Annotated in this window: 18 protein-coding genes and 1 tRNA gene; 14 read left to right on the plus strand and 5 right to left on the minus strand. The window is 70.2% G+C overall.

Annotated elements, in window-relative coordinates; genetic code table 11:
• The first annotated feature begins 41 nt into the window (after window positions 1-41).
• From pyk to AB0230_RS12915, 3 genes are all read left to right on the plus strand, one after another.
• Complete coding sequence (gene pyk, locus AB0230_RS12905; RefSeq protein ID WP_315995782.1) at window positions 42-1,487, plus strand: pyruvate kinase; 1,446 nt, start codon at window positions 42-44, stop codon at window positions 1,485-1,487.
• Between the two features lie 77 nt (window positions 1,488-1,564).
• Window positions 1,565-1,645: transfer RNA gene (locus tag AB0230_RS12910), tRNA-Leu, on the plus strand.
• Window positions 1,646-1,704: 59 nt separating this feature from the next.
• Window positions 1,705-2,325 carry a response regulator gene (locus tag AB0230_RS12915; protein ID WP_366376119.1) on the plus strand — a complete coding sequence of 207 codons (621 nt, stop codon included), beginning with the start codon at window positions 1,705-1,707 and terminating at the stop codon, window positions 2,323-2,325.
• 100 nt (window positions 2,326-2,425) lie between these two features.
• On the opposite strand, the gene AB0230_RS12920 is transcribed toward AB0230_RS12915, so the two are convergent.
• Complete coding sequence (locus AB0230_RS12920) at window positions 2,426-2,860, minus strand: hotdog fold thioesterase (RefSeq protein ID WP_315995783.1); 435 nt, start codon at window positions 2,858-2,860, stop codon at window positions 2,426-2,428.
• An 83-nt stretch (window positions 2,861-2,943) separates the two neighbouring features.
• Between AB0230_RS12920 and polA the strand changes: the two genes are divergently transcribed.
• The 5 genes from polA (at window position 2,944) to AB0230_RS12945 (ending at window position 10,707) form a co-directional block, all read left to right on the plus strand.
• Window positions 2,944-5,580 carry a DNA polymerase I gene (gene polA / locus AB0230_RS12925; RefSeq protein WP_366376122.1) on the plus strand — a complete coding sequence of 879 codons (2,637 nt, stop codon included), beginning with the start codon at window positions 2,944-2,946 and terminating at the stop codon, window positions 5,578-5,580.
• An 80-nt stretch (window positions 5,581-5,660) separates the two neighbouring features.
• Window positions 5,661-7,337 carry a DUF885 domain-containing protein gene (locus tag AB0230_RS12930; protein ID WP_363579005.1) on the plus strand — a complete coding sequence of 559 codons (1,677 nt, stop codon included), beginning with the start codon at window positions 5,661-5,663 and terminating at the stop codon, window positions 7,335-7,337.
• Between the two features lie 97 nt (window positions 7,338-7,434).
• Window positions 7,435-8,487 carry an LLM class flavin-dependent oxidoreductase gene (locus tag AB0230_RS12935; RefSeq protein WP_366376124.1) on the plus strand — a complete coding sequence of 351 codons (1,053 nt, stop codon included), beginning with the start codon at window positions 7,435-7,437 and terminating at the stop codon, window positions 8,485-8,487.
• Window positions 8,484-9,818, plus strand: a complete 1,335-nt coding sequence (locus AB0230_RS12940; protein ID WP_315995787.1) for an MFS transporter — start codon at window positions 8,484-8,486, stop codon at window positions 9,816-9,818. Before AB0230_RS12935 ends, AB0230_RS12940 begins: the two co-directional genes overlap by 4 nt.
• Before the next feature lie 124 nt (window positions 9,819-9,942).
• Window positions 9,943-10,707, plus strand: coding sequence for an SGNH/GDSL hydrolase family protein (locus AB0230_RS12945; protein WP_366376127.1), 765 nt, complete (start codon window positions 9,943-9,945; stop codon window positions 10,705-10,707).
• Between the two features lie 110 nt (window positions 10,708-10,817).
• Here AB0230_RS12945 and AB0230_RS12950 read toward each other — a convergent pair whose 3' ends face one another.
• A complete protein-coding gene (locus tag AB0230_RS12950; RefSeq protein WP_363579002.1) occupies window positions 10,818-11,867 on the minus strand; it encodes a hypothetical protein in 1,050 nt (349 codons plus the stop codon).
• A gap of 73 nt (window positions 11,868-11,940) precedes the next feature.
• On the opposite strand from AB0230_RS12950, the gene AB0230_RS12955 reads away from it, so the two are divergent.
• Window positions 11,941-12,753 carry an SDR family NAD(P)-dependent oxidoreductase gene (locus AB0230_RS12955; protein ID WP_366376129.1) on the plus strand — a complete coding sequence of 271 codons (813 nt, stop codon included), beginning with the start codon at window positions 11,941-11,943 and terminating at the stop codon, window positions 12,751-12,753.
• Window positions 12,754-12,879: 126 nt separating this feature from the next.
• Here the strand turns inward: AB0230_RS12955 and AB0230_RS12960 are convergent, their stop codons facing one another.
• Entirely contained in the window at window positions 12,880-13,653 is a 774-nt protein-coding gene (locus tag AB0230_RS12960) for a dienelactone hydrolase family protein (protein ID WP_315995791.1), read from the minus strand.
• A 228-nt stretch (window positions 13,654-13,881) separates the two neighbouring features.
• Between AB0230_RS12960 and AB0230_RS12965 the strand changes: the two genes are divergently transcribed.
• Window positions 13,882-14,811, plus strand: coding sequence for an AEC family transporter (locus AB0230_RS12965; protein ID WP_366376131.1), 930 nt, complete (start codon window positions 13,882-13,884; stop codon window positions 14,809-14,811).
• A gap of 85 nt (window positions 14,812-14,896) precedes the next feature.
• Window positions 14,897-15,448 carry a DUF308 domain-containing protein gene (locus AB0230_RS12970; protein ID WP_363578998.1) on the plus strand — a complete coding sequence of 184 codons (552 nt, stop codon included), beginning with the start codon at window positions 14,897-14,899 and terminating at the stop codon, window positions 15,446-15,448.
• Between the two features lie 46 nt (window positions 15,449-15,494).
• On the opposite strand, the gene AB0230_RS12975 is transcribed toward AB0230_RS12970, so the two are convergent.
• Together AB0230_RS12975 and AB0230_RS12980 are read right to left on the minus strand one after the other, a co-directional pair.
• The gene (locus AB0230_RS12975; RefSeq protein ID WP_366376133.1) at window positions 15,495-17,465 is read right to left on the minus strand and encodes a S9 family peptidase; all 1,971 of its coding nucleotides are present in this window, start codon (window positions 17,463-17,465) and stop codon (window positions 15,495-15,497) included.
• A 2-nt stretch (window positions 17,466-17,467) separates the two neighbouring features.
• The gene (locus AB0230_RS12980) at window positions 17,468-18,232 is read right to left on the minus strand and encodes an SDR family oxidoreductase (RefSeq protein WP_366376134.1); all 765 of its coding nucleotides are present in this window, start codon (window positions 18,230-18,232) and stop codon (window positions 17,468-17,470) included.
• A 212-nt stretch (window positions 18,233-18,444) separates the two neighbouring features.
• Here AB0230_RS12980 and AB0230_RS12985 point away from each other — a divergent pair, with 212 nt between their 5' ends.
• From AB0230_RS12985 to AB0230_RS12995, 3 genes are read left to right on the plus strand one after another with little or no spacing between them, the layout of a single operon-like run.
• A complete protein-coding gene (locus AB0230_RS12985; RefSeq protein WP_363391428.1) occupies window positions 18,445-18,936 on the plus strand; it encodes an NfeD family protein in 492 nt (163 codons plus the stop codon).
• Window positions 18,933-19,886, plus strand: coding sequence for an SPFH domain-containing protein (locus AB0230_RS12990; protein WP_366376136.1), 954 nt, complete (start codon window positions 18,933-18,935; stop codon window positions 19,884-19,886). Before AB0230_RS12985 ends, AB0230_RS12990 begins: the two co-directional genes overlap by 4 nt.
• Entirely contained in the window at window positions 19,886-20,680 is a 795-nt protein-coding gene (locus tag AB0230_RS12995; RefSeq protein ID WP_363391424.1) for a glycerophosphodiester phosphodiesterase family protein, read from the plus strand. The genes AB0230_RS12990 and AB0230_RS12995 overlap by 1 nt, the downstream gene beginning before the upstream one ends.
• Window positions 20,681-20,718 lie beyond the last annotated feature (38 nt).

Here is a 20,718-nt window from a genome sequence, read left to right on the forward strand (position 1 = left end):
ATCGGCCACTTCCCGAAAATCCTCACGGAGCTTGAAAACGGATGAGACGCGCCAAGATCGTCGCAACACTCGGGCCCGCCACGTCGTCGTATGAGATGGTTCGCGCCATCATCGACGCCGGGGTGGACGTCGCCCGCCTCAACCTGAGCCACGGAGACTACTCCGTGCACGACGCCAACTTCGCCAACGTGCGCAAGGCCGCAGAGGACGCCGGTCGCCCGGTCGCCGCTCTCGTCGACCTCCAGGGCCCGAAGATCCGTCTCGGCAAGTTCGAGAACGGTCCGCACGACCTGCTGCCCGGCGACATCTTCAAGATCACGATCGAAGACATCCTCGGCACCAAGGAGATCGTCGGCACGACCTTCAAGGGCCTGCCCCAGGACGTCCGCCCGGGAGACTTCCTCCTCATCGACGACGGCAAGGTGCGCGTGGAGGTCGTCGAGACCGACGGCACCGTCGTGACCACCAAGGTCATCGTCGGCGGTCCCGTGTCGAACAACAAGGGCATCAACCTGCCCGGCGTGGCCGTGAACGTCCCCGCGCTGAGCGAGAAGGACGAGTCCGACCTGCGCTGGGGCCTCAACGCCGGTGCCGACCTCATCGCCCTCTCGTTCGTGCGGGATGCCAAGGACATCGAGCGCGTGCACGAGATCATGGCCGAAGAGGGACGCTACGTGCCCGTCATCGCCAAGATCGAGAAGCCGCAGGCAGTCGACAACCTCGAAGAGATCATCGACGCGTTCGACGGCATCATGGTCGCCCGCGGCGACCTGGGCGTCGAGCTTCCGCTCGAGGCCGTGCCGATCGTGCAGAAGCGCGCCGTCGAGCTCGCCCGCCGCATGGCCAAGCCCGTCATCGTCGCGACGCAGATGCTCGAGTCGATGATCACCAACCCCGTCCCCACGCGCGCCGAGACGTCCGACGTCGCCAACGCCGTGCTCGACGGTGCCGACGCGGTCATGCTGTCCGGCGAGACCAGCGTGGGCGCCTACCCCGTGGTGGTCGTCGAGACGATGGCCCGGATCGTGGAGTCGACCGAGGAGCACGGTCTCGAGCGCATCGCGCCGCTGACCAACAAGCCCCGCACGCAGGGTGGCGCCATCACCCTCGCCGCCGTCGAGGTCGCGGACTTCGTCGAGGCGAAGTACCTGTGCGTCTTCACCGAGTCGGGCGATTCCGCCCGCCGGATGTCGCGCCTGCGCTCGACCATCCCGATGATCGCGTTCACGCCGGAGCCCGGCATCCGCCGTCGTCTCGCGCTGACCTGGGGCGTTCGCTCGACCCTGGTGGAGCACGTGTCGCACACCGACAAGATGTTCCTGCAGGTCGACGACTACCTGCTCACGCACGACCTGGCCAAGGTCGGCGACAAGGTCGTCGTCATCTCCGGTTCCCCTCCCGGAATCGCCGGTTCGACGAACGACCTGCGCGTGCACCGCGTGGGCGACGCCGTGCACGGCGCGGCCCCCGGGTACCAGGAAGTCTGAGCCCTCACGACGCGCGCCGGAGACCCCGGCGCGCGTCGTGTTGCGTTCCCGCCCGGTACATTGGGAACGCAACACCTGCCGGTGTGGCGGAATGGCAGACGCGGGGCACTCAAAATGCTCTGTCGAAAGACGTGTGGGTTCGAGTCCCACCACCGGTACGCCCTATCGCATCCGCGGTCTCCCGTGGGTGCGCGAATCCACGTTCTAGGATGGTCTCGTGACTGATCAAGAAGCCGCCCCGGCCACTGGGCCGACCGCACCGCGTCGCGTCGTCGTCGCGGAAGACGAGTCGCTGATCCGCCTCGACATCGTCGAGATCCTCCGCGACAACGGCTTCGACGTCGTCGGCGAGGCAGGTGACGGCGAGACCGCCGTGCAGCTGGCCACCGAGCTGCGTCCCGATCTCGTGATCATGGACGTCAAGATGCCGCAGCTCGACGGCATCAGCGCCGCCGAGAAGCTGAGCAAGAACCACATCGCCCCCGTCGTGCTGCTGACGGCGTTCAGCCAGAAGGAGCTCGTCGAGCGCGCCAGCGAGGCCGGCGCCCTGGCCTACGTGGTCAAGCCCTTCACGCCGAACGACCTGCTGCCGGCGATCGAGATCGCCCTGGCCCGGTACGAGCAGATCATCACGCTCGAGGCCGAGGTCGCCGACATGGTCGAGCGTTTCGAGACCCGCAAGCTCGTCGACCGCGCGAAGGGTCTGCTGAACGAGAAGATGGGCCTGAGCGAGCCCGAGGCCTTCCGCTGGATCCAGAAGGCGTCCATGGACCGCCGCCTCACCATGCAGGACGTCGCCAAGGCGATCATCGAGCAGCTGGCGCCCAAGAAGGGCTGAGCGCAGCGCCTTTCGAGAATGGATGCCACGTGCGTGGCATCCATTTCTCGTTGTGCCCGGACCCTTCGACAGGCTCCGGGTCCTCCCGCGCAAATCCGGGTCAGGGCTGCGGGGCGTCCTTGATCATGTTCGTGATGCGGATGGTCGAGCAGCGCCGGCCCTGTTCGTCGCTCACGGCGATCTCGTGGACCGTCAGCGAGCGACCGAGATGGATCGGGGTGCAGACCCCCGTGACGATGCCCGAGGTGGCCGAACGCGTGTGCGTGGCGTTGATGTCGATGCCGACCGCGAGCTTGCCGGATCCGGCGTACAGATTGGCCGCCATCGACCCGAGCGACTCGCCGAGGACGACGTAGGCGCCGCCGTGCAGGAGACCCACCGGCTGGGTGTTGCCCTCGACGGGCATCGTCGCGACGCTGCGCTCGACCGAGAACTCGACCCACTCGATGCCCATCTTCGCGGCGAGGGCCCCCATGCCGCGCTCGCGCGCCCAGTCGAGGCCACTGCGGGTGTCGGGAGTCGTGGAGCTGCTCATCGTCGCCTTCGTCGTACCGGGCGGGACGGCCGCGAATCGGGCCGAGCCGGGGGAGTGTCCGTGGTTCTCGTTACGCTGGGAGAGTGACGGATGCCGAAAAGCCTACTCTCCTCGTCGTCGACGGCCACTCGCTGGCCTACCGCGCGTTCTACGCGCTGCCGGTCGACAATTTCTCGACGAAGGACGGCCAGCACACCAATGGCATCTACGGCTTCCTGTCGATGTTCGTGAACCTCGTGAAGGCCGAGAAGCCCACGCACCTCGCCGTCGCCTTCGACACGTCGCGGCAATCGTTCCGCACGCGCGAATACACGGAGTACAAAGCCAACCGCAGCGAGTCGCCGGCCGAGTTCAAGGGGCAGATCCCGCTCCTGCAGGAGTGCCTGGCCGCGATGGGTGTTCCGGTCTTGAAGAAAGAAGACTTCGAAGCCGACGACATCCTGGCGACCCTCGCCACGCAGGGGGAGGAGCAGGGCTTCACGGTGCTGGTCTGCTCGGGTGATCGCGACACCATCCAGCTCGTGACCGACGACGTCACGCTGCTCTACCCCAACGTGCAGGGCGTCTCGCAGCTCAAGCGCTACGACACCGACGCGGTGATCGAGAAGTACGGGCTGCCGCCGGCTCAGTATCCCGAGATCGCCGCCCTCGTCGGCGAGACGAGCGACAACCTGCCCGGCGTGCCGAAGGTGGGCGAGAAGACCGCCGTCAAGTGGCTGACCCAGTGGGGGTCGCTCGAGGCCCTCCTCGACAACGCCGACAAGATCACCGGCGTCGTCGGCAACAACCTGCGCGAGCACCTCGACGCCGTCAAGCGCAACCGCGCGCTGAACCGCCTGCTGCGCGATGTCGAGCTCCCGGTCGGCCCGAACGACCTCGCCGTCCAGCCGCTCGACGCGCAGGCCGTCCGCGACATCTTCGCCCGCCTGGAGTTCCGCACGCTGCTGCCGCGCGTCTTCGACGCGCTGGGCGCCGAGGGCGGCGTCGTCGAAGAGGTCCGCCCGACCGCGACCGCTCCCGCGCCGCAGCGCCTCGACCCCGCGGCCCTCGCGGCGTGGGCGACCGACGCGCACGGCGAGGTGGGGGTCACCCTCAGCCTCTCCGGTTCCGTGCCCACGGCGATCGGTCTCGCGTCGGCTGACGCGGCCGTCGAGGCCGAATGGAGTCCGGCCGTCCACGACGCGCTGGCGCCGTGGCTGGCATCCGACGCCCCCAAGGTGTTCTGCGATGCCAAACCCCAGATCAAAGCCCTCGCCCGCGAGGGAGTCACGGTGGGGGGCGTGGCATTCGACGTGCTGCTGGCCGGATGGCTCGTTCGCCCGAGCTTCCCCGACAAGTCGCTCGCCGACCTCGTGGAGCGCGAGCTCGACGAGAAGCTGCCGGTCGCCGATCCCACCCAGCTCGTCCCCGAGACGGAGGGCGCGACTCCCGGCCAGCTGTCGTGGTTCACCCGCCGCGTCGCCGAGGCGCAGCGCGGGACGCTGCCCGAGAAGGTCGCCTCCGTGCTCGACGACATCGAGCTGCCCACCCTCACGGCGTTGGCCGACATGGAGCTGGCCGGGGTGGCCGTGTCGCACGAGAAGCTGTACGGGTTCTCGGCCGAGCTCGGTGCGCGCGCCGACGCCCTCGCGCGCGACGCCTACGCGGCGATCGGGCACGAGGTGAACCTCGGCTCGCCCAAGCAGCTGCAGGAGGTGCTCTTCGACGAGCTCCAGCTGCCCAAGACGCGCAAGACGAAGAGCGGCTACACGACGGATGCCGCTGCCCTCGCCGACCTGCAGGAGAGCGCTCCGCACCCGTTCCTCGACCTGCTGCTGCGCCACCGCGAGGCGACGAAGCTCAAGCAGATCATCGACGCCCTCGACACCGCGACCGGCGCCGACGGACGCATCCACACGACGTACGTGCAGACCGGCAGCCAGACCGGCCGCCTGTCGAGCACCGACCCGAACCTGCAGAACATCCCGATCCGCACCGAGGAGAGCCGTCGCATCCGCGCCGCGTTCGAGGTCGGCGAGGGCTACGAGACGCTGCTGACCGCCGACTACTCCCAGATCGAGATGCGGATCATGGCGCACCTCTCCGGCGACCCCGGTCTGATCGAGGCGTTCAACTCCGGCGAAGACCTGCACCGGTTCGTCGGCGCGCGCGTCTTCGGTGTCGATCCGCAGGACGTCACGCCCGCGATGCGCACGAAGGTGAAGGCGATGTCGTACGGCCTCGTCTACGGACTGTCGGCTTTCGGCCTGTCGAAGCAGCTGCGCATCGAACAGTCCGAGGCCAAGAAGCTCATGCTCGAGTACTTCGCCCGCTTCGGTGCGGTGCGCGACTACCTGCGGGGCTCGGTCGAGCAGGCCCGTCAAGACGGCTACACCGAGACGATCTTCGGTCGACGCCGGCCGTTCCCCGATCTGACCAGCATGAACCGGGTCCTGCGCGAGAACGCGGAGCGCGCGGCGCTGAACGCCCCCATCCAGGGCAGTGCCGCCGACATCATGAAAGTCGCGCTGTTCCGCATCCGCGACGAGTTGGCATCCGCGGGACTGCGTTCTCGCGTGCTGCTGCAGATCCACGACGAACTCGTCGTCGAGGTCGCGGCGGGGGAGTGGGATGCCGTGGAGGGCATCGTGCGCGCGCGCATGGCCGACGCGGCCGACCTGTCGGTGCCCCTCGACGTGCAGATCGGTCGCGGCGGCGACTGGGACGAAGCGGGCCACTGATCCCGGCCACCCCTCCTCCCCGACGCCTCCACCGGCGGGGGCGGGGTGCGCCATCGCTGAGCCTTCCCTAGGCTCGGAGGATGACTGACGCACACCGCAGCCCCACGCCGATCGACACGATCGCGGACGCGTGGGTGGACACCCTGGCCGAGCGCGAGCCGACGCTGGCGACCTACATCGGCCGGTTCGAGCACAACGGCCGCTTCGGCGACTACAGCCCCGAGGGTGCCGAGGCCCTCGTGTCCGATGCGCGCGCGACGCGGAGCGCGCTCGAGACCGCCGAGCCCGTCGACGCAATCGACACGGTCACGAAGATGGACCTGGGTCGCGAGCTCGACCTGACGATCGAGCAGCACGAGGCGAAGACGCATCTGCGCGACCTCAACGTCATCGCCTCGCCGGCGCAGGACATCCGCTCGACGTTCGACCTCATGCCCACCGCCACAGTGGACGACTGGTCGATCATCTCGGAGCGCATGAAGGCGCTCCCGGCTGCGATCGACGGGTATGTCGCGACGCTCCGTCGCGGAATCGCCGAGGGCGTCGTTCCGGCCCGCCGTCAGGTGACCGAGGTCGTGACGCAGATCGCCCGCTACACGTCCGACACGGGGTTCTTCGCCGAGTTCGTCGGTGATGCCGCTCCCGAGGAGGGTCAGCTGCCGGCATCCCTCGCCCGCGACCTGTCCGCCAACGCCAACGCCGCACGCGTGGCCTACGACGCTCTCGCGACATTCCTCGCGGGCGAGCTCGCCCCGGTGGCGGGCGACGTCGACGCCGTCGGCCGCGAGATGTACGCGCTGCACTCGCGCCGCTTCCTCGGGGCCGAGATCGACCTCGACGAGACGTACGAGTGGGGCGTCGAAGAGCTCGCGCGCATGGTCGCCGAGCAGGAGGCCATCGCGAACGAGATCCTGCCCGGCGCGAGCGTCGAGGAAGCCGTGGCCTTCCTCGAGAAGGACGAGTCGCGCAAGCTCCGCGGAACGCAGGCCCTGCAGGAGTGGATGCAGCGCACCAGTGACAAAGCCGTCGAGGAGCTGGGTCGCACGCACTTCGACATCGCCGAGCCCATCCGTCGCCTGGAGTGCATGATCGCGCCCACGAACGAGGGCGGCATCTACTACACCGGTCCGACCGACGACTTCTCCCGACCGGGTCGCATGTGGTGGTCTGTGCCGGAGGGCGTCGACACGTTCGACACGTGGCGCGAACTCACGACCGTCTACCACGAGGGCGTGCCGGGCCACCACCTGCAGATCGCTCAGGCCGTGTACAACCGCGCGGAACTCAACTCGTGGCGCCGCCTGCTGGCCGGCACCAGCGGGCACGCGGAGGGCTGGGCCCTCTACGCCGAGCGTCTGATGGAGCAGCTCGGCTACCTCGACGACCCCGCCGACCGTCTCGGCATGCTCGACGGGCAGCGCATGCGCGCGGCGCGCGTGGTGCTCGACATCGGCGTGCACCTGCAGAAGCCGCGCCTCGACGGCAACGGCACCTGGGATCACGACTACGCCCTCGCCTTCATGCTGAAGAACGTCAACATGAGCGAGGAGTTCGTGCGCTTCGAGGTGAACCGATACCTCGGGTGGCCGGGGCAGGCTCCGTCGTACAAGGTCGGCCAGCGCATCTGGGAGCAGGTGCGCGAGGAGGAGCGGGAGCGCCGCGGGGCGGACTTCTCGATGAAGCAGTTCCACACCCGGGCCCTCGACATCGGCGGCGTCGGTCTCGACACGCTGCGCACAGCTCTGGCATCCGTCTGATTCCCCGAGGGGCGCCGCTGCGGCGGTGCCCCTCGTCGATGCGGGGGAATACCCCGAGCACGCGTAAAGTTCATTCATCCGAATGCAAGGAGACCTCATGGACGTTCGCCCTCTCGAGCTCGGCCTCGACACCTTCGGAGACATCTCACGCGGCCCCGACGGGTCGCTGCTGTCCGATGCGCAGACCATCCGCAACGTCGTCGACCAGGCGGTACTGGCCGACCAGGTGGGCGTGTCGTTCTTCGGGGTGGGCGAGCACCACCGCAAGGACTTCGCCGTCACCAGCCCCGAGATCGTCCTCGCCGCGGCGGCCGCACGGACGCGGGACATCCACCTCGGCACGGCCGTCACGGTCCTCTCCAGCGACGACCCCGTGCGCGTCTACGAACGGTTCGCGACCCTCGACGCGGTCTCGCACGGGCGTGCCGAGGTGATCCTCGGGCGTGGATCGTTCATCGAGTCGTTCCCGCTCTTCGGCTACGACCTCGCCGACTACGAAGTGCTCTTCGAGGAGAAGCTCGAGCTGTTCTCGCTCCTCCTGCAGGAGAGGCCCGTCACGTGGTCGGGCCGCACGCGCCCCGCCCTGCAGGACGCCGACGTCTACCCGAAGACCGAGAACGGTCTGAAGGCGTGGGTGGGAGTCGGGGGCTCACCCGAGTCGGTCGTGCGCACGGCGCGCTACGGGTACGGCCTGGTCCTCGCGATCATCGGCGGCTCGGCGGCGCGGTTCCGCCCGTACGCGGACCTGTACCGCCGTTCGCTCACCGAGCTCGGCAAGCCGCAGATGCCCATCTCGGTGCACTCGCCCGGGCACGTCGCCGCCACCGACGAGCAGGCGTGGGAAGAGGCGTACGAGGGCGTCGCAGAGCTGAACAACACGATCGGGCGCGAGCGCGGCTGGCCGGAGTACAACCGCCTGCGCTTCCAGCACGATGTCGGCCCCGAGGGCTCGATGTACGTGGGCTCGCCCGAGACGGTCGCCCGCAAGATCGCCGCGACCGTTCGAGCGCTGGGCAACAGCCGCTTCCAACTGAAGATGGCCAGCGGGTCGATCTCGCACGACCACCTCCTGAGCAGCATCGAGCTGTACGGCACGCAGGTGCGACCGCTCGTGCACGACATGCTCGCCGACGCTCCCGTCGCCCGGTGACCACGAGCACCGACACCGTCCGGGTGTCCGAGCGTCTCGACGCCCTGCCGTTCACCCGGCGGCACGGCAGGATCCTCGGCGGATCGGGGCTGGGATGGGCCCTGGATGCCATGGACGTCGGGCTCATCTCGTTCGTCATCGCCGCGCTCAGCGTGCAGTGGCAGCTGGCCCCGACGCAGGCGTCGTGGATCGCGTCGGCGGGGTTCGCCGGAATGGCGATCGGGGCGAGCGTCGGCGGACTGCTCGCCGACCGTTTCGGCCGCCGTCATGTCTTCGCCCTCACCCTGCTGGTGTACGGCGTGGCCACCGGCGCGAGCGCCCTCGTGGGAGGGCTGGCGGCGCTGCTCGTGCTGCGCTTCGTCGTCGGATTGGGCCTCGGGGCGGAGCTGCCCGTGGCCTCGACCTACGTCAGCGAGTTCGCGCCGGCGCGCATGCGGGGGCGTCTCATCGTCTTCCTCGAGGCGTTCTGGGCGGTCGGATGGACGGCCGCCGCGGTGATCGGCTACCTCGTGGTGCCGTCGTCCGCCGACGGCTGGCGGTGGGCCTTCGCCCTCGGCGCGATCCCCGCGGTGTACGCGCTCGTCGTCCGGTGGGGGCTGCCCGAGTCCCCGAGGTGGCTCGCCTCGCGCGGACGCAACGCGGAGGCGGTCGTGATCGTGCGCGACCTGGAGGCCGCCGCCGGTCGCATCGCCCTCGAAGCGTCGACGGAGGGGGTCGCGGCATCTTCTCCCGCCCCCCGGCCGCGCGTGAGCGCACTGTGGGCACCCGCCCTCCGGGCGCGCACCGCGAGCCTGTGGGTGCTGTGGTTCTGCGTGAACTTCTCGTACTACGGGGCGTTCATCTGGATCCCCACGATCCTCGTCTCGCAGGGCTACGACCTCGTGCGCTCGTTCGGTTTCACCCTGGTGATCACGCTCGCCCAGCTGCCCGGCTACGCCGTCGCGGCCTGGCTGATCGAGGCGTGGGGCCGCCGTGCGACACTCGCGACGTTCCTCGCGGGATCCGCCGTCTCGGCGGTGCTGTTCGGCACGGCGTCGGGCGAGGTCGCGGTGATCGCAGCGGGCATGGCCCTGTCGTTCTTCAACCTCGGAGCGTGGGGCGCGCTCTACGCCGCCACCCCGGAGACCTACCCGACGGCCCTGCGTGCGACGGGCGCGGGGTGGGCCGCGGGGGTCGGGCGCATCGCATCCATCCTCGCCCCTCTCGCTGTGCCGCCTTTGCTCGGGCTCGGCGGAGCGCCCCTGCTCTTCGTCGTCTTCGCGGCGTTCTTCGCCGTCGCCGTCGTGGCCGCCCTCTTCCTGCGCGAGCAGCGCGGCCGAGCGCTCGCCTGACACCGGCTCATCAGACGTCGAGTGTCCACGACACGCCGTGACACGCGACGGCGCAACGGCGTGTCGTGGACACTCGACCCGGGAGGCCGGGGCGGGGAGCGGGGACGCCACGTAGGCTCGGGGCATGGCATCCGTGCGCTACGTCGCGATCGGCGACTCGTTCACCGAGGGGGTCGGCGACGAACTACCCGACGGCACCGTACGAGGCTGGGCCGATCTCGCAGCCCAAGGATGGGCGGATGCCGCGGGGGAGCCGATCGAGTACGCGAACCTCGCTATCCGCGGCAAGCTCATCGAGCCGATCGTCGCGCAGCAGCTCGAGCCGGCGCTCGCGCTGAAGCCGACCCACCTGTCGTTCAACGGCGGCGGCAACGACATGCTGCGCCCGCGGACCGGCATCGAGCGCATCGTCGACCTCTTCGACCACGTCGTTCGCCGCTGCGACGAGGAGGGCGTGCAGCTCATCGTGCTCTCGGGTGCGAATCCGTCGGCGGGCCTCCCGCTCGGCAAACTCATCGAGGCGCGGGGTGACCGCCTCTCGCATGCCGTCGAGAAGCGCCTCGAGGCGCGGCCCGACGTGCTCACGGCCTACAACTGGTTCGACCGGGAGCTGGCGGGCGCGGAGTTCTGGTCGGTGGACCGCCTGCACATGAATCCTCGCGGCCACCATCGCGTCGCCGCCCGCGTGATCGAGTCCGTCGGCCTCACCCCGCCGGGGGAGTGGTGGCATCTGCGCGAGATCCCCGAGATCGAGCGGCTGAAGGGCTCCGCCTACTATCGCGAGCACGTCGCGCCCTGGGTGCGGCGGCGGTTGACCCGCACGTCGTCGGGCGACGGCCGCGAGCCGAAGTTCGGCGGCCGATGGGTGACTCTCGAACCCCTGACCTGACCGCGGCTCCGGTGTCTGCGACACCCCGTGCCCGCTGACCCGTCACACGCGACGCACGGACGCCCGCCCCGTCACTGCCTCACGCGTGACGCGCTGTGCCCGCGCCTGTGTCACGAGGCACGGCACGGCGCCGTCAGCGCGAGGTGCAGCAGGCCGTCGATCGTCGACCTGTCGCGCGCGGAGAGCCGCACGACGCCGTTGTCGCGGAGGTCGTTTTGCATCGCGCGATCGGCGGAGAAGCCCTCGGCGTCCCACGCCGCGAGGATCGACGCGTACGAGGCGCTGTTGTCGCCCGTCGCGAAGGCGAGGGCGATCCCGGTCGTGCCGTCGCACGGCAGATCGGATGCCGCCGGGGCCTCGACGAACGCCCCGTCCGCGTCTCTGACAGGTGTGGTCGCGGCATCCAGGGTCACCTGCACCATGCGGGCCACCTCAGCGCGCCTGTCGCCGAGAATCGGGGCGGGCGCAGGCCCCTCCTCGGACTGTCGAGCCGCCGGCTCCGCCGTGGGCGTGAGAAGGGGCCCCTCCCCATCCGGCAGACCGCACGAACCGGATACCGGATCGGCGAGCACCGGCAGAACGAACGTGGGACCGGTGAGGCGGGACGACCGCACGCGCAGGTTCTCGCCGTCGCTCACGATTCGGTAGTCCCCCTCGGCGAAGGGGTGCCCGCCGTCGCGAGCCGTCCCGCTCGCGACGAGCGTTCCCGTCAGCCCGTCGACTCGGAGCACCCGCACGTCGGTCTCGTCCCACGGCCGGCGTTCGCTGACCACGTAGCCGCTCCGGCACCCGTCCACGACGAGGGGCACGACGGTTCCGCCTGTCTTGAACGCCGCGAGGAGCAGCGCACCGAGAAGCACCACGCTCACCGCCAGGCGCAGCGGCACGAACAGCAGCAGCCACCACCGCGGAGCCCGGATCGCGCACAGGACCACGAGCAGGAGCAGACCGGATGCCGGTCCCGCCACGGAGAGGATCGCGTCGGCATCCCACGATCCGACGACGACCTCGGTCCTCCCGTCGCCGCGCGCTCCGACGGCAATGACGATCGTCAGCACCGCGAGGCACAGCACGAACAGTCCGGTCGCCGCGAGAGCCACGGTCGTCCGCGGACGGCGCCTCATGGCGCGGCGAAGACCGTGCCCCCGATCGATCGTCATCGCGTCAGCCTGTCAGCGTTCGCTGGATGAGAACCGCATTTCCCTCTCGCGCGGACGGGAGGAGGATGAGCGTATGACTACTGCGCTCGTCACCGGCACCTCTAGCGGCATCGGCCTGCACACGTCCATCGGACTCGCGAAGGCGGGTGTCGCGGTCATCGCGACGGTGCGCGACGTCTCCCGCGCCGACGCCTTGCGCGAGGCCGCCGCCCGGGCGGGGGTCGAGCTCGACATCCGCGCTCTGGAGGTGACGGATGCCGCTGCAGCCGAGGCTCTGATCGACGTCGTCGGCCCCGTCGACATCCTCGTCAACAACGCCGGTCGGGGCGCGGTCGGCACGCTTGAGCAGCTGTCGGACGCCGATCTTCAAGCGCAGCTCGACACGAACTACCTCTCCGTCGCCCGCCTGACCCGTCTGGTGCTCCCCGGTATGCGCGAACGCGGCCACGGACGCATCGTCACCGTCACCAGCGTCGGGGGAGCGGTCGGCCAGCCGTTCGCCGACGCGTACTGCGGGGCGAAGTTCGCCGTGGAGGGGCTCATGCAGTCCCTCGCCCCGGTCGTCGCGCCGTTCGGCATCGACGTCTCGATCGTCGAGCCCGCGGCGGTGGCATCGTCGTTCACTGACTCGGTGCACCGCGCCCCGGCCGGCCCCTACAGCGAACTGCAGCAGGCTTACCTCGACCGCACGGCCGCGTCGTTCGCGGCCGCGCAATCGGCGGAGGACGCCGCGAAAGCCGTCGTCGAGGCGGCCACCACGTCGGAGCCGAAATTCCGGTGGCAGACGTCGGAGGCCGCGGTGCGCTTCGCCGGCCTGTCGCTGGGCGATCTCGACGGGTCGCGGGTGATCGGCGTCACGTCGGAGTGGATCCGCACGGGGTCCTGACTCCGACGGAGAGACAGCGCACGGGTTTCCCTCGGCGCGGGGGATCCGGTCGATCGACGTAAACTGACATAATGTGCATTATCGGCTTGCGTCACCAGCGGCCCAGCGGCCACGCAGCAGCCCGCCTCAGCCGAAGATCTCCGACAGGAACGCCTTCATCGCCGCCCAGCTGCGTCGCTCGGCGGTGGCCTGGAACTGCGCGCCCTGCTCGGGAGCATCGGCATCCGGCAGCGTGAACGCGTGCATCGCGTTCGCGTACGACACGAGCTGCCAGTCGACCGACGGCGCCGTCCGCAGATCGTTCTCGAAGGCGATCATCGCGTCGTCGGGCGCGACGGGATCCGCCGCGCCGTGCAGCACCAGGATGCCGGCGGTGATGTTCTCCGCTTCACCCTCGGGCCCGGTGAGCAGGCCCCCGTGGAAGCTGACGACCGCGTCGACGTCCGCGCCCGTGCGAGCGAGCTCGAGCACCGAGGAACCGCCGAAGCAGTAGCCGATGGCCGCGGTGCGGTCGGCATCCACCGAGGGGTCGACGCGAAGCTGCTCGAAGGCCTCGACGAGGCGCTTCCGCCACATCGGACGATCCTGGTAGAAGCGCCCGGCGACCGCCGGGGCTTCCTGTGGGGTCGGTCGCACGTCTGCGCCGTACACGTCGGCGGCGAACGCGGCGTAACCGAGCCGGGCGAGCATGTCGCACCGCATGCGCACGTAGTCGGTCACACCGAGCCAGTCGTGCACGACCATGACGCCCGGATACCGCCCCTCGCCGGCCGGCCGCGCGCGATACCCGCGATACGCGACGCCGTCGATCTCGTACGCGACGTCGTCCGAGTCGATCCCGGATGCCGGCAGCGGTTCACGCTCGAGGATCTCGGTGAGGTTGGCGGGGTAGGTGTTCACTCGGAGCTCCAGACGGTCGATGGCCCCCGACGGGGATGTCAGGAGCCGAGGATAGAGCCGCGTCCCGAGCCTCCCCCGGGACTTGCGCCGCTGCCCGTGACCCGACACGCCCCCGCTCCGTGCGAAGCTCCCTCCCGCCCCGCACCCGCGTCACGGCCGCCTCCGCGCCCCCGCTACGCTCGAGAGGATGCCTCTCTCCCCCGCCCCGTCCCGTCACGGGATCCACGCGTGAGCGGCATCCTCACCGGATTCGCCGTCGTCGGCCTCGCCGTGATCGTGGGCTATGTCATCGCGCGCATCGATCTGCTGGGTCCGCACGCGCGGCACGTCCTCAGCCGCCTGACCTTCTTCGTGCTGTCGCCGTTCCTGCTGTTCACGGTGCTCGCCACGGCCGACGTGGCGACGCTGTTCTCGGCCCTGCTGCCGGTGTCGATGATCACCGCCGCCGCGATCATCGCCGTCTCCGTGCTCATCTCGGCGCTGATTCTGCGCCGACCGGTCGGTGAGACCGTGATCGGCGCGCTGTCGGCGGGGCAGGTGAACAGCAACAACATCGGCATCCCGATCTCGCTCTACATGCTCGGCAACGCCGCGTTCTCGGCGCCCGTCATCCTGTTCCAGCTGCTCGTGCTGATGCCGATCGCCCTGGGCATCCTGGATGCCGCGACCTCGGGCTCCCGGAACATCGGACGCATCCTGGCGCAGACGGCGAAGAACCCGATGCTCATCGGCTCCGCGCTCGGCGTCCTCGTCGCGCTGCTCGGCATCGACCTGCCGCCCATCGTCTTCGACCCCCTCCATCTCATCGCGGGCGCGTGCGTCCCCGTGCTGCTGATGTCGTACGGCATGTCGCTGTACGGCCAGCGCGTGCTGACGGAGCCCGGGCGCCGCGTGGACGTCGTCATCGCCTCGGCGCTCAAGCTGATCGTCATGCCCGCGATCGCGCTGCTGGTGGCGTCGCTGTTCGGTCTGCCCGAGGAGCAGATCTTCATCGTCGTGGTGCTCGCGGCACTTCCCACCGCGCAGAACGTGTTCAATTTCGCACAGCGCTACGGCGTCGGCGAGATCCTCTCGCGCGACGTCGTGTTCATCTCGACGGTCGGGTGCCTGCCCGTACTGTTCGCGGTCGCGCTCCTGCTCGACCACTCCCCCGCGTGACCGTCCGCGACGGGACGTTCGCGCGAGTTTCACGCCCGGGTCTAGGGTGAGCACTGTTCTCAGCGTTCACTCAGAAAGGCTCGCCATGTCGCCCTCGTCCACGACCAGTCCCGCCGTCGGAGCCGTCCGGACCGCCCTCGGCGTGAGCGGCGCGCTGTCGCTCGTCATCGGCCTGCTGATCCTGCTCTGGCCCGGTCGCACAGCCCAGGTCGCCGTCGGGATCATCGCCGTCTACGTCATCATCGCCGGACTGGTGAACATCGGTATCGGTCTGTTCTGGCGCTCCGGCTGGGCGCGCATCGGCTACATCGTGCTGGGCGTGCTGTTCATCGTCGCCGGCATCTTCTCCTTCACCAACCTGCCGGCCACCGCCGCGTGGTTCGGCGTCTTCATCGGCACGCTCGTCGGCATCCTGTGGATCATCGAGGGCGTCGTCTCGCTCACCACCGCGGGCCACGGATCGAAGGCGCGCGCATGGACGATCTTCTTCGCGATCGTCAGCATCGTCGCCGGCGTCGTCCTGCTGTTCTCGCCGCTGCTGGGGGCGGTCACGCTGTTCCTGCTGATCGGCGTCTCGCTCGTCATCCTCGGCGTCTTCCAGATCGTCCGCGCGATCCAGTTCGGCAAGGCCGTCTGACCCCGACCGCCGGACGGCCCGGATGCCCTCGCGTCCGGGCCTTCCGTCAGGTCACCGGCAGATGCCGGCCCCACCACTCGAGCACGGCCTCGAACCGCTGGACGCGGTGCTGCGGCCGCCCGGCGCGGGTGAGCTCGTGATCCTCGCCGGGGAAGACGAGCATCTCGGCCTCGGTCCCCTGCTGCTTCAACGCCGCGTAGTAGCGCGTGGCCTGTTCGAGCGGGCAGCGGAAGTCGAGCTCGGAGTGGAGCACGAGCGTCGGCGTGCGCACCCGGTCGACCACAGCCATCGGACTCTGCGCCGCGACCTGCATCGGATCGGTGCCGACGTACTCCTGGCCGAAGAACGAGCCGATGTCGCTCGAACCGGGGAAGGAGGCGGGGTCGAGGAAGCCGCGCTCGACGATCGCGCCCGCGAAGCGGTGGTCGTGCGCGATGATCCACGCCGTGAGATACCCGCCGTACGACCCGCCCATGACGCCGACGCGTCCCGCGTCCAGCCGCGGGTCGGCTGTCACGACGGCGTCGAAGAAGTCCATGACGTCGAAGAAGTCGAGCGTCCCCATGCGCTGCCGGATCGCTCGCCCGTGGGCGCGACCGTATCCGGCGCTCCCCCGCGGGTTGCTGTAGACCACCGCGTAGCCGGCATCCACCAGCACCTGGGTCTCGTCGAAGAGGTGCACGCCGTAGGCGGCGTAGGGTCCGCCGTGGATCTGCAGGATCACCGGGAACGGGCCCTCCCCTTCGGGGACGGCGACCCAACCGTGCACGGGGTAGCCGTCGCGCCCGGTCACCTCGTGATCGATCGGCACGACGACGCCGCGGTCGCACGCCGCGGCCCCGAACCTCGTCAACGCCCGCATCTCGCGCCCGTGCATCATCACGAGTTCGCCGAACGACTCGGGAGAGGCGACGGATGCCACGACCCGTCCCGCCGCCGCGGCGTGGCCGTTCACCTCGAGGTCGCCGCCGAGGACCTCGGTCACGGTGCCCGTCCGCGTCACGCGCAGCAGGCGCACCCGCCCGCGGGTGCGATCCTGCACGAGGACGTCGTCGCCGTCGAACGAGAGATGGCTCCCCACCTCGCCGAGGTCGATCGTCTCGGGGTCGGTCAGCACGCGTGGTGCGTCGCCGTCGAGGGCGAACAGCGCCACGCCCGGCGCGACGAAGTCCACGCCCGAGCCGCCGACATCGTGCGCGAGGAGGAAGACCGTTCCGTCGGGCGCCGTCTGGACCGCCGACACCGACAGGTTCTCCGCGATGCCCAGCACCTCGCGCTGCACTCCCCCATCGACGGCGATCGCGACGACGCGGTCGCGCAGGTCGCGCCGCGAGGTCTCGATCATGTCGGGCACGCTGAGCACCTCGGCGCCGTCAAGCGTCCAGGCCACGCCGGCCCAGCTCGTGCCGCCGCGGGTGAGCTGCGTCGCAGGGTGGGGCACGACGCGCGTCTCGGGCTCGTCGATCGCGGGCGCGGGCTCGTAGAACGGCTCCGCGTCGGTGGACGGCACGTCGACCACGAACACCTGCGCGGGACGATCGAGATACCCGAGGCCGTTCGCGTGCCACCGGATGCCGGTGATGCGCCGCGGCGGTTCGGCACCGGCATCCCGCCCCTCGACGGTGCCGTAACGCCCCGGCTCCGGCACCCGTGCCGTGAACGCGAGACGTCGGCCGTCGGGCGAGAAGGCGAGGTCGGTCACTCCCCCGGGTCGGTCGGTGACCTGCACGGGCTCACCGCCGGAGGAACCGACGACGAAGATCTGCAGGCGCCCCTTCGCGTCGCCGCGGAGGAATGCGACGACGGCGTCATCGGGTGAGAGACGCGGCGACCGATCCTCCACCCCACGGGTGAGACGGCGTGACGAGGCCGTGGCGAGATCGGCCCGCCAGAGTTGACCCACCGCACGGTCGGCGGCGAGGTCGGGGCGTGAGGTCGCGAAGACGGCGAAGGCGCCGTCCGAGGAGATCGCGGGCCGACCGACCCCGATCAGGGACTCGATGTCGGTCGGCCGCATGCTCACTCGCCTCCGAACGAACCCGTGTCTCCGACGAGGCGGATGTTGTCGGCGGGCACCGGGTCGACGGCCGCACGCGCGACCTCGGCGGCGAACTCGGCGACGTTGTAGAGCTTGCCGGCGTCGTCGCGGCGGGCGGCGATGGCGCCGGGGTTCGCACGCTCGAGCAGCGTCGCGGTGATCGTGCCCTCGATCATGTCGCCCGAGACCACCGTGAAGCCGATCCCGCGCTCCTCGAGGGCGGGGATCTTCTCGCGCAGCGCGTCTTCTCCCGCGCGCTTGGAGAGGGCCACCGGCTCGTACTCCGGCATCGTCGGGGTCGAGCGGATGAAGTGCGCCTGGTGGCTGGTGACGAAGACGACGCGCGCGTCGTCGTTCAGCAGCGGCAGCGCCGTCTCGAGCACGTTGACCTGTGCGTCGCGGTTCAGCAGCAGGGCGTAGTCCTCGGCCATGCCCGACTCCATGCCGCCCGAGGCGTTGAGCACGAGGATGTCGAGGCCGCCGAACGTGCGCTCGACCTCGCCGAACATCGCCGCGACCGACTCGGGGTCGGTCAGGTCGGCGCCCACCACGAGCGCCTCGACACCCAGCTCGCGCAGCTGGGCGGCGAGCTTCTCGGCCCGCGGCGCCTTGTTGCGGAAGTTGATGACGACATCGGCGCCGGCCTCGGCGAAGTAGCGGACGGTGTCGGCGCCGATGCCGCGCGACGAACCGGTGACGAGGGCGGTCTTGCCGCTCAGCGAGCCGGACGGGAGGGTCTGGGACACGGGAGAACTCCTGAGGATCGTGGGTCGACTCCCCAGCCTACCGACCGCCCCGCCGCCCTCTCGGGAAGGGTAGCTCCTCGAGCGGCGGAGGCCCTCGGTCGGCGAAGCCGGTCGGCCGGGGAAAGCTTCTCCGCCGGGGAAGCCTGTGCGGTCGTCGGGAAGCGGCCCGGGTGGCGTTCCCCGGTGCTACGTTCGGGCTCAGGAGGTGCGACATGGACGTTCTCTCCATCATCGACACGTGGGCCTGGATCGGGTGGCTCGTGCTGATCCTGGTCTTCCTGGTCGTCGAGATGCTCACGGGCGAGCTGACGTTCCTCATGCTCGCCGCCGGCTCCGCGGTCGGGCTCGGCGCGGGAGTACTCGGCGCACCGCTGTGGCTGCAGGTCGTCTCAGCCGCCCTGGCCGCCGTCGCCCTCCTCGTCTTCCTGCGCCCCCCGCTCCTTCGACGACTGCACCGCGGCGCCGACGCCCGCCCGTCGAACGTGGAAGCGCTCCTCGGGCTCGAGGGTCTCGTGCTGTCGCGGGTCTCTCCCGCCGTCGCGGGGCAGGTCAAGCTCGCGAACGGCGACGTGTGGACCGCTCGCAGCGACGGCGACACCCGACTCGACCCCGCCACGCGCATCGAGGTCGTCCGCATCGACGGCGCCACCGCCGTCGTCCGCGCGAAGCCAGGAGGCACCCCCATGAGAATCGGACCGTCATGAACCTCGCAACGTCGATCCCGGCCACCATCGGGTGGGTCCTCGCGATCGTGGTGGCGGTGTTCGTCGTCATCGTGCTCGTGCGCGCCATCCGCATCATCCCGCAGGCCCGCGCGGGGGTCGTCGAGCGTCTCGGGCGCTACCACAAGACCCTCACGCCCGGCCTCAACCTCGTCGTCCCGCTCATCGACCGGGTGCGACCGCTCATCGACATGCGCGAGCAGGTCGTGTCGTTCCCACCGCAACCGGTGATCACCGAAGACAACCTCGTCGTCTCGATCGACACCGTCGTCTACTTCCAGGTCACCGACGCGCGCGCCGCCACCTACGAGATCGCCAACTACCTCGGCGCCGTCGAGCAGCTCACGACCACGACCCTGCGCAACGTCGTGGGCGGGTTGAACCTCGAGCAAGCGCTCACCAGTCGCGACAACATCAACGGGCAGCTGCGCGTCGTGCTCGACGAGGCCACGGGGAAATGGGGGATCCGGGTCGGGCGCGTCGAACTCAAGGCGATCGATCCGCCCCTTTCGATCCAGGATTCGATGGAGAAGCAGATGAGGGCCGAACGCGACCGGCGCGCCGCGATCCTGACCGCCGAGGGCTCGAAGCAGTCGCAGATCCTCGAGGCCGAGGGCCGCCGTCAAGCGGCGATCCTCGAGGCCGAGGGCGACAAGCAGGCGGCGGTGCTGCGCGCGCAGGGCGAGGCCGAGGCCATCCACTCCGTCTTCACGGCGATCCACGAGGGCCGTCCCGACGACAAGCTCCTCGCCTACCAGTACCTGCAGACGCTGCCCAAGATCAGCGACGGCGCCGCGAGCAAGCTGTGGATCATCCCGAGCGAGTTCACCGAAGCCCTCAAGGGCTTCTCCGGAGCCTTCACCTCCCGCACTCCCGGCGCGGACGGCCCCGCGTCGCTCTCGCCCGACGCGGACCCCTCCACGCCCCGATGATGCGGCATCCCTACCTGTCCCCCGCCGCTCCGCGCGTGCTGGCCCACCGCGGACTCGTGACGGCGGATGCCGCCTCCCACGGCGTCGTCGAGAACTCCTTCGCCGCCGTCGCCGAGGCGCACGCCGCCGGGGCCGCGTACGTCGAGTCCGACTGCCACGTGAGCGCTGACGGAACGGTCGTGCTGTTCCACGACGACGATCTCCGGCGCGTGGCCGGCGACCCGCGGCAGATCGCCGATGTGCGCCTCCACGAGCTCGAGGAGCTCATGGCCGACCGCGGCGGTCTCATCACCCTCGCGCAGGCCCTCGAGGCGTTCCCCGAGCTGCGGTTCAACCTCGACGTCAAGACGGCTGCCGCCGCTGACGGTGTCGGGCGGCTGGTCGCACCGCACGCCGAGCGGGTGCTCGTGACGAGTTTCTCCGACGATCGCCGCCTCGAGGCGCTCGCCGCCGCGCACGCAGCCGGAGCCGCGCAACGCCCCGCGACATCGCCGGGACAGGCGACGGTGGTGCGGCTGCTCGCCGCGCGCGCCCTGCGACGGTCGGGGCGCGTGGGCGCCCTCCTCGACGGGCTCGACGCCCTGCAGGTACCGGAGAGGCAGGGGCCGCTGCGCATCGTCACGCGCGGCCTCGTGCGCGATGCGCACGCGCACGGCGTCGAGGTGCACGTGTGGACGGTGAACGCCGACGACGACATGGAACGCCTGCTGGATCTGGGCGTCGACGGCCTCGTCACCGACCGGGCCGACGCGGCCCTCCGTAAGGTGAACACGCGGGGAACTCCGGCTGTCTGAGCATCCTCTGTGAAAGGCGCCACGATGCCCGTCGTTCG

Source organism: Microbacterium sp. NPDC089190 (assembly GCF_040701795.1).
GTDB classification, from domain to species: domain Bacteria; phylum Actinomycetota; class Actinomycetes; order Actinomycetales; family Microbacteriaceae; genus Microbacterium; species Microbacterium galbum.

Coding starts and splice junctions, on each gene's coding strand:
- pyk (WP_315995782.1), top strand. CDS start 42: ATGAGACGCGCCAAGATCGTCGCAACACTCGGGCCCGCCACGTCGTCG.
- AB0230_RS12920 (WP_315995783.1), bottom strand. CDS start 2,860: ATGAGCAGCTCCACGACTCCCGACACCCGCAGTGGCCTCGACTGGGCG.
- AB0230_RS12930 (WP_363579005.1), top strand. CDS start 5,661: ATGACTGACGCACACCGCAGCCCCACGCCGATCGACACGATCGCGGAC.
- AB0230_RS12935 (WP_366376124.1), top strand. CDS start 7,435: ATGGACGTTCGCCCTCTCGAGCTCGGCCTCGACACCTTCGGAGACATC.
- AB0230_RS12945 (WP_366376127.1), top strand. CDS start 9,943: ATGGCATCCGTGCGCTACGTCGCGATCGGCGACTCGTTCACCGAGGGG.
- AB0230_RS12950 (WP_363579002.1), bottom strand. CDS start 11,867: ATGACGATCGATCGGGGGCACGGTCTTCGCCGCGCCATGAGGCGCCGT.
- AB0230_RS12955 (WP_366376129.1), top strand. CDS start 11,941: ATGACTACTGCGCTCGTCACCGGCACCTCTAGCGGCATCGGCCTGCAC.
- AB0230_RS12970 (WP_363578998.1), top strand. CDS start 14,897: ATGTCGCCCTCGTCCACGACCAGTCCCGCCGTCGGAGCCGTCCGGACC.
- AB0230_RS12975 (WP_366376133.1), bottom strand. CDS start 17,465: ATGCGGCCGACCGACATCGAGTCCCTGATCGGGGTCGGTCGGCCCGCG.
- AB0230_RS12985 (WP_363391428.1), top strand. CDS start 18,445: ATGGACGTTCTCTCCATCATCGACACGTGGGCCTGGATCGGGTGGCTC.
- AB0230_RS12990 (WP_366376136.1), top strand. CDS start 18,933: ATGAACCTCGCAACGTCGATCCCGGCCACCATCGGGTGGGTCCTCGCG.
- AB0230_RS12995 (WP_363391424.1), top strand. CDS start 19,886: ATGCGGCATCCCTACCTGTCCCCCGCCGCTCCGCGCGTGCTGGCCCAC.